This is a genomic window from Paenibacillus ilasis (assembly GCF_043195395.1).
Classification (GTDB): Bacteria; Bacillota; Bacilli; order Paenibacillales; family Paenibacillaceae; genus Paenibacillus_AQ; species Paenibacillus_AQ lautus.
The window spans coordinates 3,880,804-3,895,113 of the sequence record NZ_JBHDJG010000001.1 but is presented as its reverse complement, the minus strand read 5'-3'; the positions used below and the strand labels follow the sequence as shown (position 1 = coordinate 3,895,113).

16 protein-coding genes are annotated in these 14,310 nt (G+C 49.5%); 11 read left to right on the top strand and 5 right to left on the bottom strand.

Translation table 11 applies throughout. From position 1 onward, the window contains the following. Positions 1–87 precede the first annotated feature (87 nt). The gene (locus tag ACETK5_RS17640) at positions 88–597 is read left to right on the top strand and encodes a Crp/Fnr family transcriptional regulator (RefSeq protein ID WP_100536190.1); all 510 of its coding nucleotides are present in this window, start codon (positions 88–90) and stop codon (positions 595–597) included. Positions 598–775: 178 nt separating this feature from the next. Here ACETK5_RS17640 and hmpA read toward each other — a convergent pair whose 3' ends face one another. Continuing rightward, complete coding sequence (gene hmpA / locus ACETK5_RS17635; RefSeq protein WP_100536191.1) at positions 776–1,981, bottom strand: NO-inducible flavohemoprotein; 1,206 nt, start codon at positions 1,979–1,981, stop codon at positions 776–778. A gap of 494 nt (positions 1,982–2,475) precedes the next feature. Here hmpA and ACETK5_RS17630 point away from each other — a divergent pair, with 494 nt between their 5' ends. Next, positions 2,476–3,168 (top strand): YitT family protein, encoded by a 693-nt coding sequence (locus ACETK5_RS17630; protein WP_100536192.1) that lies wholly within the window; start codon positions 2,476–2,478, stop codon positions 3,166–3,168. A gap of 66 nt (positions 3,169–3,234) precedes the next feature. On the opposite strand, the gene ACETK5_RS17625 is transcribed toward ACETK5_RS17630, so the two are convergent. The 3 genes from ACETK5_RS17625 to ACETK5_RS17615 form a co-directional block, all read right to left on the bottom strand. Next, positions 3,235–3,417 carry a DUF2188 domain-containing protein gene (locus ACETK5_RS17625; RefSeq protein WP_071223800.1) on the bottom strand — a complete coding sequence of 61 codons (183 nt, stop codon included), beginning with the start codon at positions 3,415–3,417 and terminating at the stop codon, positions 3,235–3,237. Between the two features lie 135 nt (positions 3,418–3,552). Beyond that, on the bottom strand, positions 3,553–4,518 hold the full coding sequence (gene msrA, locus ACETK5_RS17620) for a peptide-methionine (S)-S-oxide reductase MsrA (protein ID WP_100536193.1): 966 nt from the start codon (positions 4,516–4,518) through the stop codon (positions 3,553–3,555). A gap of 90 nt (positions 4,519–4,608) precedes the next feature. Continuing rightward, entirely contained in the window at positions 4,609–5,220 is a 612-nt protein-coding gene (locus ACETK5_RS17615; RefSeq protein ID WP_100536194.1) for a TVP38/TMEM64 family protein, read from the bottom strand. A gap of 518 nt (positions 5,221–5,738) precedes the next feature. Here ACETK5_RS17615 and ACETK5_RS17610 point away from each other — a divergent pair. Both ACETK5_RS17610 and ACETK5_RS17605 read left to right on the top strand, forming a co-directional pair. Next, positions 5,739–6,440 carry a TerC family protein gene (locus tag ACETK5_RS17610; RefSeq protein ID WP_100536195.1) on the top strand — a complete coding sequence of 234 codons (702 nt, stop codon included), beginning with the start codon at positions 5,739–5,741 and terminating at the stop codon, positions 6,438–6,440. A 91-nt stretch (positions 6,441–6,531) separates the two neighbouring features. Continuing rightward, complete coding sequence (locus ACETK5_RS17605; protein WP_100536196.1) at positions 6,532–6,846, top strand: hypothetical protein; 315 nt, start codon at positions 6,532–6,534, stop codon at positions 6,844–6,846. A 100-nt stretch (positions 6,847–6,946) separates the two neighbouring features. On the opposite strand, the gene ACETK5_RS17600 is transcribed toward ACETK5_RS17605, so the two are convergent. Then, positions 6,947–7,765, bottom strand: coding sequence for an AraC family transcriptional regulator (locus tag ACETK5_RS17600; RefSeq protein ID WP_100536197.1), 819 nt, complete (start codon positions 7,763–7,765; stop codon positions 6,947–6,949). A gap of 140 nt (positions 7,766–7,905) precedes the next feature. On the opposite strand from ACETK5_RS17600, the gene ACETK5_RS17595 reads away from it, so the two are divergent. The 7 genes from ACETK5_RS17595 to ACETK5_RS17565 all read left to right on the top strand — a co-directional run bounded on the left by ACETK5_RS17595 (position 7,906) and on the right by ACETK5_RS17565 (position 14,219). Continuing rightward, the gene (locus ACETK5_RS17595; RefSeq protein WP_100536198.1) at positions 7,906–9,006 is read left to right on the top strand and encodes a Gfo/Idh/MocA family protein; all 1,101 of its coding nucleotides are present in this window, start codon (positions 7,906–7,908) and stop codon (positions 9,004–9,006) included. A 172-nt stretch (positions 9,007–9,178) separates the two neighbouring features. Next, positions 9,179–10,264, top strand: a complete 1,086-nt coding sequence (locus tag ACETK5_RS17590; RefSeq protein ID WP_100536199.1) for a Gfo/Idh/MocA family protein — start codon at positions 9,179–9,181, stop codon at positions 10,262–10,264. A 45-nt stretch (positions 10,265–10,309) separates the two neighbouring features. Then, positions 10,310–11,278 (top strand): sugar phosphate isomerase/epimerase family protein, encoded by a 969-nt coding sequence (locus ACETK5_RS17585; RefSeq protein ID WP_100536200.1) that lies wholly within the window; start codon positions 10,310–10,312, stop codon positions 11,276–11,278. 46 nt (positions 11,279–11,324) lie between these two features. Then, a complete protein-coding gene (locus tag ACETK5_RS17580; protein ID WP_100536201.1) occupies positions 11,325–12,047 on the top strand; it encodes a ThuA domain-containing protein in 723 nt (240 codons plus the stop codon). Between the two features lie 176 nt (positions 12,048–12,223). Then, the gene (locus tag ACETK5_RS17575; protein ID WP_100536202.1) at positions 12,224–12,892 is read left to right on the top strand and encodes a uracil-DNA glycosylase; all 669 of its coding nucleotides are present in this window, start codon (positions 12,224–12,226) and stop codon (positions 12,890–12,892) included. A gap of 146 nt (positions 12,893–13,038) precedes the next feature. Next, on the top strand, positions 13,039–13,359 hold the full coding sequence (locus tag ACETK5_RS17570; protein WP_071223811.1) for a winged helix-turn-helix transcriptional regulator: 321 nt from the start codon (positions 13,039–13,041) through the stop codon (positions 13,357–13,359). A gap of 182 nt (positions 13,360–13,541) precedes the next feature. Beyond that, positions 13,542–14,219 carry a hypothetical protein gene (locus tag ACETK5_RS17565; RefSeq protein WP_100536203.1) on the top strand — a complete coding sequence of 226 codons (678 nt, stop codon included), beginning with the start codon at positions 13,542–13,544 and terminating at the stop codon, positions 14,217–14,219. Positions 14,220–14,310: the final 91 nt, after the last annotated feature.

Sequence of the window (14,310 nt, the reverse complement as noted above, 5' to 3'; positions counted from 1 at the left end):
TGGCAATGGTTTATGGATCCCAGTGGATTCATGGCGGCATATCGTTTACACTCCTGATAACTGCATTCATCAGGAGGCGATTCATTCATGATTCTACATAAAGGCGAAATATTGTTCAGGCAAGGGGATAGCGGGGACCATCTATATCACATCCGGAGCGGATTGTTCAAGGTGACCCGTCTCCATCCGAACGGCAACATGGTGCTTTTCAATATTTTATATCCCGGTGAAACGGTGCCGCACCATTCGCTGATCAGCCCGAAGGAGACACATGGAACGGCGATCGCTCTGATCCAGAGCGAAGTGGAGGTCATATCGGCTGAAGCGTGGTACCGCCAGCTCGCGGAGGATCCGCAGAAACCGCTCGAGGTTGCCAGATTGCTGCAGGAAAAAGTGCGGTTCATGCAGATGAGGCTGGATCACTTGACGGTGGGAGGACCTGCGGAGCGGCTTGAACTGCTGATCCGGTGGCTGGATGAGTATTCACAGGGAATACACTTGACCGAGTATCTGACTCAGGAAGAGATCGGACAGCTGATCGGCGTGAGGAGAGAAACGGTAAACCGGCTGCTGCGGGAACAGGGCAAGCACGTCTAGCCCTGAATTTGCGGACGATATGAACGCCGGGATACATATGTTAATAACATGCTCACGACAGAATTAGCAGAAGGTTCACTTTTTCGCTGAATCATAGTCACCAGCAAGCATAATCAATCCAAAAAGGGTGCCTGTCTTTATACAAGACAGGCACCCTTTGATTTTGTAATACGGTTCATTAATCTTCCAATGTACCCGCCGGGCCGAAGAATTCATAATGAATCCGGTCTGAAGGTACCTCCATCGATTTCAATTGACTGTTCATGGCACGCATGAACGGAACAGGGCCGCAGAAGTAGAAGTCGGCTTTCGCATCGACGGTTTTACGAAGGAATTCAAGATCAATATAGCCAGCTTGGTGGCACTGATCCTCCGATTCCGGTTGTTCATAAATGACATAAGAGGTTAGCTGCGGATGCTTGGAGGCGAGCGCATCGATATGAGCCTTCATCGCATGCTGGCTGCCGCACTTGGCCGCATGAATAAACGTTACTTTCCGGTCGGGCTGACTCAGCAGCACGGTTTCGAGCATGGCCACCATCGGGGTCAAACCCACGCCGCCGCTGATCAAGACAAGCGGAAGATCGGTGTCCGTATCCAGCGTAAAGGAACCGGCCGGAGGAGTGACCTCGAGAACGGTCCCGACCTCGGCATGACGGTGCAGCCAAGTGGAGACGATGCCGGCAGGCTTTCCTTCCAGTTCATCCTCACGCTTGACCGTGATTCTGTAGTAAGGTTGGCCCGGTGCGGACGAGAGACTATAATGACGATTATGATAATAGGTTTCACCTTCAGGTTTTACCCGGAGCGTGATGTATTGACCGGGTTGATAATCGGCAATCTCGCCGCCGTCCTGCGGGACCAAATAAAAGGAAGTGATGACGGAGCTTTCTTCCACCTTCCGGTCAATTACGAAATTGCGGTATCCGCTCCAGCCGCCGGCTTCGTTCGCGGCTTTATGGTACATATCAGCTTCAATGCCAATGAAGACATCGGCAATGGCGCCGTAAGCTTCGCCCCAGGCCTCGATAATTTCGGGCGATGCGGCGTCACCTAGCACCTCCTTCATGGCGGCGAGCAGCGTTTCGCCAACGATCGGATAGTGCTCGGGCAAAATGTTTAACGCCCGGTGCTTGTGTCCGATCTGCTTAACAACCGGGACGATCGCTTCAAGACGATCGATATGGGCTGCTGCGGCGTACACGGCATTGGCAAGAGCAAAGGGCTGTTTTCCTTCTCGTTGATTCGCATGGTTGAATATGTTAAGAAGCTCCGGATGATGATGAAACAATTTTTGGTAAAATGCAGTCGTGATTGCCGTTCCATGCGTTTCAAGAACAGGAACGGTGGATTTAACGACTTCAATCGTATGCTGGCTTAACATGCAGACTCCCCCTGATTCATAAGTCGAATTCGTGTTCGATTTAAGTATAGACAAGGGAAGAAAGGGCAATTGTGATTTTGGTCACATCGGATTTAGCGAATATGTGAACAACGTATTAATGGTGGAAAGTTTATGGAGGGGAGTTCTTAAAGCGAGTTTTTTTACATATTCCATATATAGATTCCAGTTCATTCTAGCCAGCTGTTTAGCTCGCGTGCCAACTGTGTTATAATAAGGTAAGCAGTCTAACTAAAACGAGAAAGGATCAGGATACCATGTGTCCCCGAAGGACGAATCCCCAAAGGACGATTTGGAAACGTTATGATCTCTCATACACATAGCTTCCTTCGTAGAGCGAAGTCGGACGTCTGAAGACAAGGACGGTCTCTGCGAAAGGATGGGAACTATGGTTCGAAGGATGAACTCCTCCAGGTTGCCTCTAGGTAGAGATTGGCCTATGTCTGACCAATCTACTACGACAAGAGGGATCCTGTATGAGGAAAAGACAAAACACAATTATCACCATGTCGGCGATGTTGTTCGGAACGTTTTTAATGGCTTTTACGTATTATCACATTAATTTTCACAATCATTTAACCGAAGGCGGCTTTGTCGGCCTTGCGCTGCTTGGCAAATATGCGCTTGATATTCCGCCTGCATTAAGTATGATCCTCATGGACATTCCGGTTCTGCTGATTGCCTTGTTTATCAAAGGTCGGAAGTTTATTATCAATACCGTTGTTGCGGCGAGCATGTTCACCTTGTTCTACGCATTGATCGAGCGGTATTCCACGCTTGTTATCGATCTGAATCATAACTTGCTGGCAGCCGCGCTGCTGTCCGGTTTATTGACGGGCTTTGGTGCAGGCATCGTGCTCCGTTTCGGCGGGGCGACAGGCGGTGACGACGTGATCTCCGTGCTGTTCAGCGAGTGGAGCGGGCTTAAGGTAGGGACGGTATTTTTCCTGATGGATGCCGTAGTACTGCTATTATCGCTATTCTACATGCCATTGGTTGAAACCTTATATACTATATTAGCCGTATCGATTGCCGGGCAAGTGATCACCATCACAGTGACGTACGGTACCGAGAAAACGGAAAAGAAACCGATTCGGAAAGCGGTCCGTGCCCCAAGCACTCCGGTTACTCCGAAGACAGCGCAGCATACCGTTAGCGGCCGATCATAATCCGGTCCAACTAAGAGAAGCTCACCCGCATGCAGGGTGAGCTTCTTTCGTATGCTTATGTTGGATTCACTTCTCGTCCTTGGGATGATTTTCATCCCATTCCTGAGCCTTGGCGGTGGCAATGGCGATGGCGCGTCCTTCATCGTAATCTTCCTCAAGCAGGGCATTGGCAATTTCCACGGCTTTATTCCTCACCCGCGGCTCCAGATTTTTCATGGATGGCGGATAATCATGTTTACTCCAAGGCATGTAACGATCCCTCCACTTCATCTGTTATTCGTATGTAATGTATATTACCCCGTGCAACCAAATTGAATAAACGGTTTCAATGGCACAAAAAAAGTACATTGTCCCCCGGAGGACAATGTACTTGGAAACTTCGATTTATTCAAACAGCTGCAAATACTCGCCGTAGCCTTCCTTTTGCATCTCTTCTTTCGGTACAAACCGCAGTGCGGCGGAATTGATGCAGTATCGAAGGCCGTTCGGCCCAGGACCGTCGTCAAATACATGGCCGAGGTGCGAGTCGCCTTTTTTGCTCCTTACCTCGGTGCGGACCATCATATGGGTGAGATCCATTTTTTCCTTGATGTTGTATTCGCGTATCGGACGGGTGAAGCTCGGCCATCCGCAGCCGGCATCATATTTGTCCGTTGAGCTGAAAAGCGGCTCGCCGGATACGATGTCCACGTAAATGCCTTCCCCGTGATGATCCCAGAACTGATTGTGGAACGGAGGCTCGGTTGCGTTATTCTGGGTCACTTCATATTGGATCGGAGTCAGGCGCTGTTTAAGCTCGGCTGGATCCATCGGCTCCGACCAATGCTGCTCAATGAAATCCTCGCGTCCTGAACCTTTGCGGTAGCGTTTGTAATGGCTCGGATTTTTCTTGTGATAATCCTGATGATATTCTTCAGCTTCATAGAAAGTGCTGGCCGGAATGATGGGCGTTACGATCGGTCCGTCGAATCGTCCGCTGGCAGCTACTGCTTGCTTGGATTGTTCAGCAAGCTCGCGCTGCTCGTCCGTATGGTAAAAAATAGCGGTTCGGTAAGATGTACCCCGGTCATGGAATTGTCCGCCCTCATCCGTTGGATCGATTTGCTGCCAGAAGAGCTCAAGCAGCTTTTCGTAAGGGAACACTTCCGGGTTATACGTGATTTGAACGGCCTCGTAATGACCCGTTGTATCAGAGCATACCTCTTCATAGGTGGGATTTTCCTTATGACCGCCCGTATAGCCGGAAACGACCTTCAGAATACCCGGCAGCTCATCAAAAGGAGAGACCATACACCAGAAGCAGCCTCCCGCAAAGGTAGCCAATTCACTTGGGGTTGAACGATTATTCATCTATTATCCCTCCATCGTTATAACAATTTAAATGTAAGTCTTACTCTATATTATAATCATTTTGGTCAAAGAAACCAAAATGATGCTCATTTAAGCTGGTCTCCCTTTATACCACCGGATAGCGGCCAGGCACAGAGCGGTAACCAGCATGAGTCCGCCAGCGATTCCTGCAAAGAGAAGCGGATGATCGGCAAATCCGCTGCCCAGCCAGGCATACAGGAGAATTGCGGGGATTTTACCGATGGCTGAAGCGGTTGTGTACGTCCAGAATGGAATGGAGGCGACGCCTGCATAAATATTGACGGCCATTTGCGGTATGATGGGCAGTAAGCGCGCAAGCAGGATCGACTGAAAGGGGCGCCGTTCCACCACGGCTGTGAACCTATGGATAGCCGCGTATTTGCCGAGCAGTCGCCTGCCGGGCTCCTGGTATAAGGCGCGTACAGCCGCATACAGGATGACGGCGGCTATCGTTGTTCCAAACCACGAAATGGCTGCAGCCCAAACGGTGCCATATGCATAGCCGAGAATAGCGATGATGACTTTGTAGGGGGCAATGGGAAATAAGGCAAGCAGGGTTGCCAGCACGATCATCAGGTAGAGTGGGGGATTTCCTCCAAGCCAGTCCATGATTTCTTGTCTGTATGCAAAAGCCAGCGTCAATGCTGTTGTATAAATTGCGGGTATGATCCATCTCTTCATAAAGAATCCTCACTTTGCGAAAGTCAACCAGAATAGCACCATAATAGCAAAAAAACAGCAATGCTGCCCATCTTTCGGACAGCTGAGCATTCGATTTCGGGTGGGAAAAATTGAATATACAAGCGATTTTTCATATGTTATAATATGTCCAACCGAATAGTTCCCAAAGGGGAGTAGCTTCATAAGAAAACCTATATCGTGGCCTTTTCATGGATGAGTGACCGCGATTCAAGGTAGGTTTTCTTGCGATATAGAATTTCATGGGTTCCGCTGATCACTTATAAATTCTATATCGTAAGTAAAGTCGTCATTACGGGATTAACCATCCCCGGCTTTATTGGCAACGAGTATGTTGTTTAGCGAGACCTTTGCCTGATTTATTTATGAATGAGGTGGAGGTCTATTTTTGCGCCCAAAAAACGCTGTAGACCTTATAAACTAAGGGAACAGCGTTTTTTTTGGATGGAGGACATCGGTAGGTAGAAACCTAAAGAAAATGAAGAAAGGATGGGAGATGCATGGATTTGATGTCGATGGATTTTTGGATGGCACTGCTATCGATTGTCCTTATTGACCTTGTGTTGGCAGGCGATAACGCGATTGTTATCGGGCTTGCCGCTCGTAATGTCCAGAAGGAGGACCAGAAGAAGGTCATCCTGTGGGGGACCGTCGGTGCGATTGTCATTCGTATCGTGGCCACCCTCCTCGTTGTACAGCTCTTAATGATCCCTGGCTTGCGCTTGATCGGTGGCTTTGCACTGTTGTGGATTGCCTACAAGCTGATGGTGGATGAGAAGCAGCATGAAATTTCCGCTGGCAACCAAATGTGGGCGGCAATCCGTACGATTATTATCGCGGATGCGATGATGGGACTGGATAACGTGCTTGCTGTAGCTGGCGCTGCTGGTGAAAGCTTCATGCTGGTTATTATCGGACTTGCGATTTCGGTACCAATTATGGTGTGGGGCAGTACCATTATCCTGAAGTTGACGGATCGCTTTCCAATTATCATCACCATCGGTGCTGCGGTATTAGCCTGGACCGCATCGAAGATGATTGTGGAAGAGCCGATGATTCACAGCTGGTTCGCCAATGGCGTTCTGAAGTACGGTTTTGAAATTCTCGTTATTGCCATTATCATCAGTCTTGGAACTTGGATGAAGAAAAAGAATGACCAAAAAGCGAAGAGCAATCCGGTACAGGTCAAGATGGTCGACTAGGTTAGACTTTGTCTGAGCGCAAGTAAACGGTATAATGTCTTCATGAACGAAGAGAGCTCCGAAGCCCTTTTCGCATGAGGAGGGGTAACACATGGAATTTACGGAAAAATCCGTAGAAGAACGGATTGCGGAGTCGTACCGCCAGGACGAGGATATGATGATCCTCGTGTTTGCCCAGTGGTGTGTGAATCACGGACTGGACCCAGTGGAACTGTACCGTAAGGCATATCCGAATCAGCCGGACAATGAGCGGCTGGCGCGGGTGCTGGAACTAACGGTGCCCAAGGAAGAAGCTGGTGAAATACCGGATCAGACCCTGCTTGGTGTCCTGTCGTTATTCGGAAATGAAGACTTGGCTATCGTTGTAGCCGAGGCAGCGGCCACGCTAGGCTCGGATAAGAAGTAATATGGAATCATGGAATATCTTACATGTGATTCAAGAGAGAAGCGGGTCGATCAAGGAAAAACCTTGGTCGACCCGCTTTTTTACTGCGCAAATGGTCCGATCAATTTGACGTTCGGCTGGCCATGCGGAATTGTTTAGGCGAAACGCCGAATCGGGAGCGGAAAACGCGGTGAAAATAAGTATAGTTGGCAAAGCCGGAAGTTTCGGCGACATCCTCCAGCGAGAGAGGGCTGAACACAATCCGTTCCTTGGCCATGCTCAGGCGAACGTCCATGGTGTATTGCATGATGGTGGTGCCAAAAGCTTCTTTGAACAGATGGACTGCCCGGGAAACACTGATGCCGACATGGGCGGCGACATCCTCCAGCTTGAACATCGAGGAGGCATTCTCTTCAATGTAATTTTTCATGCGGTAGGCTAGATACGTCTTGGGCGTGGTCGATGGCTGCTCCGATAACAGGCGATCCACTTCGAGGCATAGAATCCGTACCGTGTAATCCGAAATCTCCGGATAAGGATCCGATACGCGGCGCTGCTCCAGCAGAATTTGCCGAAACAGACTCAGGTAACGCTCTTCCAGTGGGACCCGAATTTTGGTTGGGCGTTTCTTGGAATTCCACCACGCGTCAGCCCAGGGACCCTTGAAAAAAATATGGTAATCTCCGCTTTCGATGGTTAATTCACCCAAAGCGTTATATTCGTCATCTATTCGGAGTTCATAGGGTTGTCCTGGCGTGAAGATCAACAGATCCCCTGCCTCCACGAGTGACAGCTCGTCATCAATTTTCGCGCGGCACTTGCCATCGGTCTGCCATCGCATCAAGTAGGTGTCGAAACCGTCAGCCAGGGACATCTTGAAAGGTTTACGATGAAATGAGAAATCCGCTGCTACGACTTGGTTGGAAAGATTTGAATCCATTGCTAAAGTCCCCTTTGAAGAATAAGAAAATAATGACCAGATTGTTCATGTTTTAATCATATTCTTCATTTTAAACGAAAGCATAAAAGAATACCATGGTACTAGTCCGAGCACATTTTAAGGCTCAAGGAGTGACAGCGATGAAAAAAATGAAAGCAGGTATAATTGGCTGCGGAACGATCAGCGGCGTATACTTCACGAACTTAAAGAACAGCCCTTGGGTTGAAGTCGTGGCATGTGCTGACCTTATTCCGGACAACGCGAAGAAGAAGGCTGAAGAGTTCAACATCCCGAACGTGTACACGGTTGAAGAGATGCTTGCACAGACTGACATTGAGTTTATTATTAATCTGACCATTCCGGCCAGCCACGCCAATGTGGATATCGCCTCCCTGGAGGCAGGGAAGCATGTTTACAGTGAAAAGCCGCTGGCTATTACCCTTGATGAAGCTCGCCGCGTGCTAAATATGGCAGATCAAAAAGGACTTCGCGTCGGCTGCGCACCCGATACGTTTTTGGGCTCCGGCGTACAGACGGCCAAAGCCGCGATTGAATCCGGTCTTATTGGCAGACCTGTTGCCGCAACGGCGTTCATGATGGGTTCTGGACCGGAAGCATGGCACCCTAATCCTGAATTTTTTTACGCGTCGGGCGGAGGTCCAATGATGGATATGGGTCCTTATTATGTATCGGCCCTGGTAGAGCTGCTTGGTCCTGCAAGCCGGATCAGCGCATCCACAGGCATCCAGATTCCGGACCGCGTAATCGGCTCCGGCCCGCTCCAAGGAAAACCGATCACGGTGCAGACCCCAACGCATTTAGCAGGGACGCTGGATTTTGAGAACGGTGCCATTGCAACCATGATCACAAGTTTTGATATCTTTGGCGGATCGAACCTGCCTTGGATCGAGATCTATGGCACGCAAGGGAGCTTAAGCCTCGGGGATCCGAACTACTTTAACGGCGAAGTGAAGCTCCGGAAGCACGGCTCCGAGGAATGGGAGCTGCTTGACCCTGCGTTTGAATGCGGGACGAACGAGCGGGGCTTGGGCATCAACGATATGATTCAATCGATTCATGAGCAGAAGGACCATCGCGTGAGTGCCCGTCTGGCTTACCACGTGCTGGAGATTATGCAGTCGTTCCAGCAGTCTTCGCTGGAGGGCCGACATATCGTTCTGCAAAGCACATACCGCTATGGCAAACTTCCGGCGCCGCAGCAGGCAGACATGCCGGAATAGCGAACTGGCAGCCCGGTTCATATTCTTGTACACTGGTTATGAACGACATGCAAACCAGCTTCTGACGGATCTGACAGGATTGTGAGTTCTTGGAAATGGTCCGCATGAAAGCGTTGCACTAATATTTGGAGAGCATCCAAAATGATCAAATGCCTATGGGGAGGAAATGGACATGTCGAAATCGTTGAAGATCGGAATTATCGGTTGCGGGGGAATCGCCAACGGCAAGCATATGCCGAGCTTGAAGAAGCAGGCACAGGCCGAATTGGTCGCTTTTTGCGACATCGTAGAAGAGCGTGCGCAGAAGGCGGCTGCCGAATACGGGGTTGAAGGCGCAAAAGTTTACACGGATTTCAGAGAATTGCTGCAAGACGGCAGCATCGATGTTATCCATGTATGTACGCCGAACGATTCGCACTCCGAGATTACGGTTGCATCCTTGGAAGCCGGCAAGCACGTGATGTGCGAAAAGCCTATGGCGAAGACCGTTTCCGAAGCCAAAGCCATGCTGGACGCCGCAAAGCGTACAGGGAAAAAACTTACCATCGGTTACAACAACCGTTTCCGGGATGATAGCATGTATCTGAAAGGCGTCTGTGAGGAAGGCGATCTGGGCGAGATCTACTACGGTAAAGCGCTGGCTGTTCGCCGCCGTGCCGTTCCGACCTGGGGCGTATTCCTTGACGAAGAGAAGCAAGGCGGAGGTCCGTTGATCGATATCGGTACCCATGCACTGGATTTGACCTTGTGGCTGATGGACAACTACAAGCCGAAGAGCGTGCTTGGATCCACGTTCCATAAACTTGGTCAACGCGAGAATGCGGCGAATGCGTTCGGTCCTTGGGATCCGAAGGAGTTCAAGGTAGAGGATTCGGCATTCGGGTTCATCACGATGGAGAACGGCGCAACGATTATTCTGGAATCCAGCTGGGCCCTTAACGTCGTTGAGACGGGCGAAGCCAAAGCCGTGCTGGCGGGTACCGAAGGCGGAGCTGACATGAAGGACGGTTTGCGTATTAACGGCGAGAAAATGAGCAGATTGTATGAAACCAAAGTGGATTTGAATGCCGGCGGCGTAGCGTTCTATTCCGGTTCCAAGGAAAATGATGCGGACCGTGAAGCCAGAATGTGGCTGGAGGCTATAATTGAGGATAAGGACCCTGTGGTTAAGCCGGAGCAAGCGTTTGTGGTAACGCAAATTCTGGAAGCGATCTATGAATCGGCGAAGACCGGAAAAGCGGTTTACTTCGATAACTAAATCTTACAATCACAACTAATACTTAGATAAACCAGGAGGTATACAATGAAATTAGGCGTATTTATGGTATTGCTGAGCGGACGTAAATTGGAGGATGCATTGGACTACGTGGCATCCAAGGGACTTAAAGCGGTTGAGATCGGAACAGGCGGTTATCCGGGAAACGCGCATTGCAACCCGGCCGAGCTGCTGGAGAATGAAACCGCGCTGAAAAACTTCAAAAATGCGGTAGAATCCCGTGGGTTGATCATTAGCGCACTGAGCTGCCACGGCAACCCGCTTCATCCGCAAAAGGCAATCGCGAAAGAGTTCCATGACACGTACGTAAAAACGGTAGAACTTGCCGAGAAGCTTGAAGTACCTGTTGTTAATACATTCTCCGGCTGCCCGGGCGACCATGAGGATGCTAAATACCCGAACTGGCCGGTTGCACCTTGGCCTAACGACTACCAAGAGATTCTGACTTGGCAGTGGGATAACAAGGTCATTCCTTACTGGACCGAATGGGGTAAATTTGCCGCAGATCGCAATGTGAAGATTGGTTTGGAATTGCACGGCGGCTTCTCCGTTCATACGCCAGGCACGCTGCTCCGTTTGCGTGAAGCCGCAGGCGAAGTGATTGGTGCCAACCTGGATCCGAGCCATATGTGGTGGCAAGGGATCGATCCTGTTCAAGCGATTCAAATTTTGGGTCGCGAAGGGGCAATCCACCACTTCCATGCGAAGGATACAAGCATTGACCCGATCAACGTGAACAAACACGGTCTGACCGATATGCAGTCTTATGCCAACATGCTGGATCGCGCTTGGCAATTCCGCAGCGTAGGCTACGGACATGATGTGAAGGAATGGGCGGATATGATGAGTGCCCTTCGTCTGGTTGGATATGATTATGTCGTAAGCATTGAACATGAAGATGGATTGATGTCCATAGAAGAAGGCTTCTCCAAAGCGGTGCAAAACCTTCAGCAAGTGCTGATCGAAGAGCCGCTCGGAGAAATGTGGTGGGTCTAACAGCGTAGAGGAATAGCCGAAATAAGCAATTAGGGGGAACAGCAACATGCTTAACGTAACCATTTGGAATGAATTCGTACACGAGAAAATCCATGATGAGGTTCGCAGCGTTTATCCGGCGGGGATTCACACTGCTTTGGCGGAGGGTCTGCAAAATCCGGATTTCGTTATCAGAACGGCAACGCTTGATCAGCCGGAGCATGGATTGACGGATGATGTACTGGATTCAACCGATGTGCTGTTGTGGTGGGGGCATATGGCTCATGACCAGGTAAGTGACGAAATCGTAAGCAAGGTCGTTAAGCGCGTGCAGGATGGGATGGGTCTGATTGTTCTTCATTCCGGACATTTTTCCAAGCCGTTCAAAGCATTGATGGGCACAAGCTGCGATTTGAAGTGGCGCGAAGCAGGAGAACAGGAAATTATTTGGAGCGTGAATCCGACGCATCCGATTGCGGCCGGAATTACGGGGCCGATCATCATTGAGCACGAGGAAATGTACGGGGAGTTCTTTGATATTCCAGCCCCAGATGAGCTGGTATTTGTCAGCAATTTTGAAGGCGGCGAAGTATTCCGCAGCGGTTGCACGTTCAAGCGCGGTCATGGGAACATTTTCTACTTCCGTCCGGGGCATGAGACCTATCCAACCTACTACAACCCCGAAGTGCTGAAAGTGATCACGAATGCGATTAACTGGGCTTATTCCACGGCAGGTAAGCAAACCTTCGGCAACAGTCAGCCGGTTCGTGCGCTTCCCGTTTTAGTCTAAGCTACGAGCAGCGTTTTTTAAGAAGCAATGAGTTAACGAGTCGTTCAGGGGGCAATCCTTGAGCGGCTCGTTTTATCGTTGGCGGTGAATGTTCACCGAAATGTTTTTGCCGGCTAGGGATAGAATATACCTAAGTATGGGGTATTGTATGATATACAAGAAGGGGGGCTGTACACATGAGTGAAGTACAAAGCGCACCTGTAGATCCCGCAACCATCGCCATATGCCAGGCCAAGCTTGTCCATCAACCCGTTGAGGGCTTCCTGCTGGGGAGAGGAGTCCGCTTCGCCAAGATTATGTTTATTGGGGAAGCCCCCGGCGCCCATGAAGTTCTGGAAGGCTTACCTTTTGTAGGGCAGGCCGGACAAGAGATGAATGCCTACCTGGAACGCCTGAACCTGACCCGGGAGCAAGTCTATATTACCAGTGCCATGAGAAGCAGGCCCTATAAGGAAAAGCTAATCGTGAGGTCCACGGGCGAGCGTGTCATCAGCCGCTCCAATCGGACACCGACGAAGGCGGAAATATTGGCCCATGCACCTTTGCTTGATGAAGAGATTCGATGGGTTCGCCCGCACATTATCGCACCCATGGGAAATACGGCGCTGCACCGGTTAATCGGAAGCCATGAAACGGTGACATCGCTGCACGGCAAACTGATGGAGGGCCCGGTCCAGCAAGCAGCAGATCCGGAGAATCCCGGTGGGGGCTATATGTTTTCAGTGGAAACCTATAAGATATTCCCTCTGTTCCATCCAGCGGCCGTACTGTATAATAGGAAATTATCCACTTTGATCGAGGAAGATTTGGATATTTTGGCTCGTATATTATGGGACAAACGCTGATTTTATGGGAAAAAGGGGCTAGGTGGTTTTCAGTTTCTCGGAAATGTGCTAAAATGAAACATACTTACAATTCGTAAGTTTTCTAGATTTTGATTAAGCTTATGAGTTTCTATAAACAAGGTGACTTCGTAAAGAGGTGAAGGGATATGGAAGTTACAAATGTTACGATGTGTCCCCGTTTTGAATCTGCATTTTCTTTTCTGGGCAAACGGTGGAACGGTTTGATTATTCAAACGTTGATGAGCGGGCCTAAGCGCTTTAAGGATATTTCGAATTTGATTCCGTCCATGAGCGATAAAATGCTCTCTGAGCGGATGAAGGATTTGGAATGTGAAGGCATTTTGATTCGTCATGTCTATCCGGAAACACCGGTACGTATTGAATATGAACTGACTGAAAAAGGCAAAGCACTGCGTCCGGTGATGGAGCAAATTGCATCCTGGGCAGAACAATGGGTCGAAAGATGAGTCATCTTAAGACTCCCCTTGATGATTAAACCCTGGCATGAGACATCCTCATTTCAGGGTTTTTTTTCTAAATGGAAGTATGATTCCTGTTTCTTTACGGCAAGAATAGGTGGACATGCACCAAGCGGACGCAGCTGCTATATAATGTGAAAAACCCAGCAGCATATCAAGGAGGCGAGCCCATGACCAAGCGAACGTATATCTCCCGTTTCCATTATGGACAAGAGGACATCTCAGAACTTGAAAACGCTTCATTAAAAGTGCTTCAAATTTTTGAGAAAACCAAGCGGATGCTGAGCCAGTATGTGCCGGACTCCCTGTGGCTAGCTGTGTCTGGAACAAGCCCGGGATCTGCAGAATCCGTTTACCCAAGCAGTGCCGATGCTGCAGGCATGTTTCAGAAATGGGTCAAAGCCCCCGGCGGATGGAAGTTCATTGGTTATGAAACCGATAGATTGAATGCGTCCACCGGGCAGAATATAGGACGAACGGGAAGATTCCTGCAGATGATCATCTGGTCACTCTATGAGAAAATCGCGATGCTGCATCCCATCCTTGGCAGTGAGCCGTTTTTTGACGGGGAAGAGCTGGATGTGATCGCGAATTATTTTGTGCCTACGTATATCAGCGCCGTACCGTTGGTGGAACAAGGAAAGGCCTTTAAGACCATTCAGGCCGACATTGTTCTGTATCAGGAGCATATTCAGGCACCTGCCGTCATTATGCAATCGGATCGTGGCTTATTGGAGGGGAACTGGATGACCGGGGTGAACTTGGACGCGAAGGGGTTTGCCGGGATTCGTCCTTATTTGAAGGTTCCTAACGGCGAACGAGCCTATATGGAAGCCGATATTATATAGAGAGCATTTTTCATCATAACCTTGTTCCGATGCGGACAGGGTTATTTTGTATATTTGTTTAAAATTTTAACGATTTATGTGAAATATATCA

Bases quoted from the DNA above. Each gene is read 5' to 3' on its own strand.
- ACETK5_RS17640 (WP_100536190.1), top strand. From the start codon at position 88: ATGATTCTACATAAAGGCGAAATATTGTTCAGGCAAGGGGATAGCGGG.
- hmpA (WP_100536191.1), bottom strand. From the start codon at position 1,981: ATGTTAAGCCAGCATACGATTGAAGTCGTTAAATCCACCGTTCCTGTT.
- ACETK5_RS17630 (WP_100536192.1), top strand. From the start codon at position 2,476: ATGAGGAAAAGACAAAACACAATTATCACCATGTCGGCGATGTTGTTC.
- ACETK5_RS17625 (WP_071223800.1), bottom strand. From the start codon at position 3,417: ATGCCTTGGAGTAAACATGATTATCCGCCATCCATGAAAAATCTGGAG.
- msrA (WP_100536193.1), bottom strand. From the start codon at position 4,518: ATGAATAATCGTTCAACCCCAAGTGAATTGGCTACCTTTGCGGGAGGC.
- ACETK5_RS17615 (WP_100536194.1), bottom strand. From the start codon at position 5,220: ATGAAGAGATGGATCATACCCGCAATTTATACAACAGCATTGACGCTG.
- ACETK5_RS17610 (WP_100536195.1), top strand. From the start codon at position 5,739: ATGGATTTGATGTCGATGGATTTTTGGATGGCACTGCTATCGATTGTC.
- ACETK5_RS17605 (WP_100536196.1), top strand. From the start codon at position 6,532: ATGGAATTTACGGAAAAATCCGTAGAAGAACGGATTGCGGAGTCGTAC.
- ACETK5_RS17600 (WP_100536197.1), bottom strand. From the start codon at position 7,765: ATGGATTCAAATCTTTCCAACCAAGTCGTAGCAGCGGATTTCTCATTT.
- ACETK5_RS17595 (WP_100536198.1), top strand. From the start codon at position 7,906: ATGAAAAAAATGAAAGCAGGTATAATTGGCTGCGGAACGATCAGCGGC.
- ACETK5_RS17590 (WP_100536199.1), top strand. From the start codon at position 9,179: ATGTCGAAATCGTTGAAGATCGGAATTATCGGTTGCGGGGGAATCGCC.
- ACETK5_RS17585 (WP_100536200.1), top strand. From the start codon at position 10,310: ATGAAATTAGGCGTATTTATGGTATTGCTGAGCGGACGTAAATTGGAG.
- ACETK5_RS17580 (WP_100536201.1), top strand. From the start codon at position 11,325: ATGCTTAACGTAACCATTTGGAATGAATTCGTACACGAGAAAATCCAT.
- ACETK5_RS17575 (WP_100536202.1), top strand. From the start codon at position 12,224: ATGAGTGAAGTACAAAGCGCACCTGTAGATCCCGCAACCATCGCCATA.
- ACETK5_RS17570 (WP_071223811.1), top strand. From the start codon at position 13,039: ATGGAAGTTACAAATGTTACGATGTGTCCCCGTTTTGAATCTGCATTT.
- ACETK5_RS17565 (WP_100536203.1), top strand. From the start codon at position 13,542: ATGACCAAGCGAACGTATATCTCCCGTTTCCATTATGGACAAGAGGAC.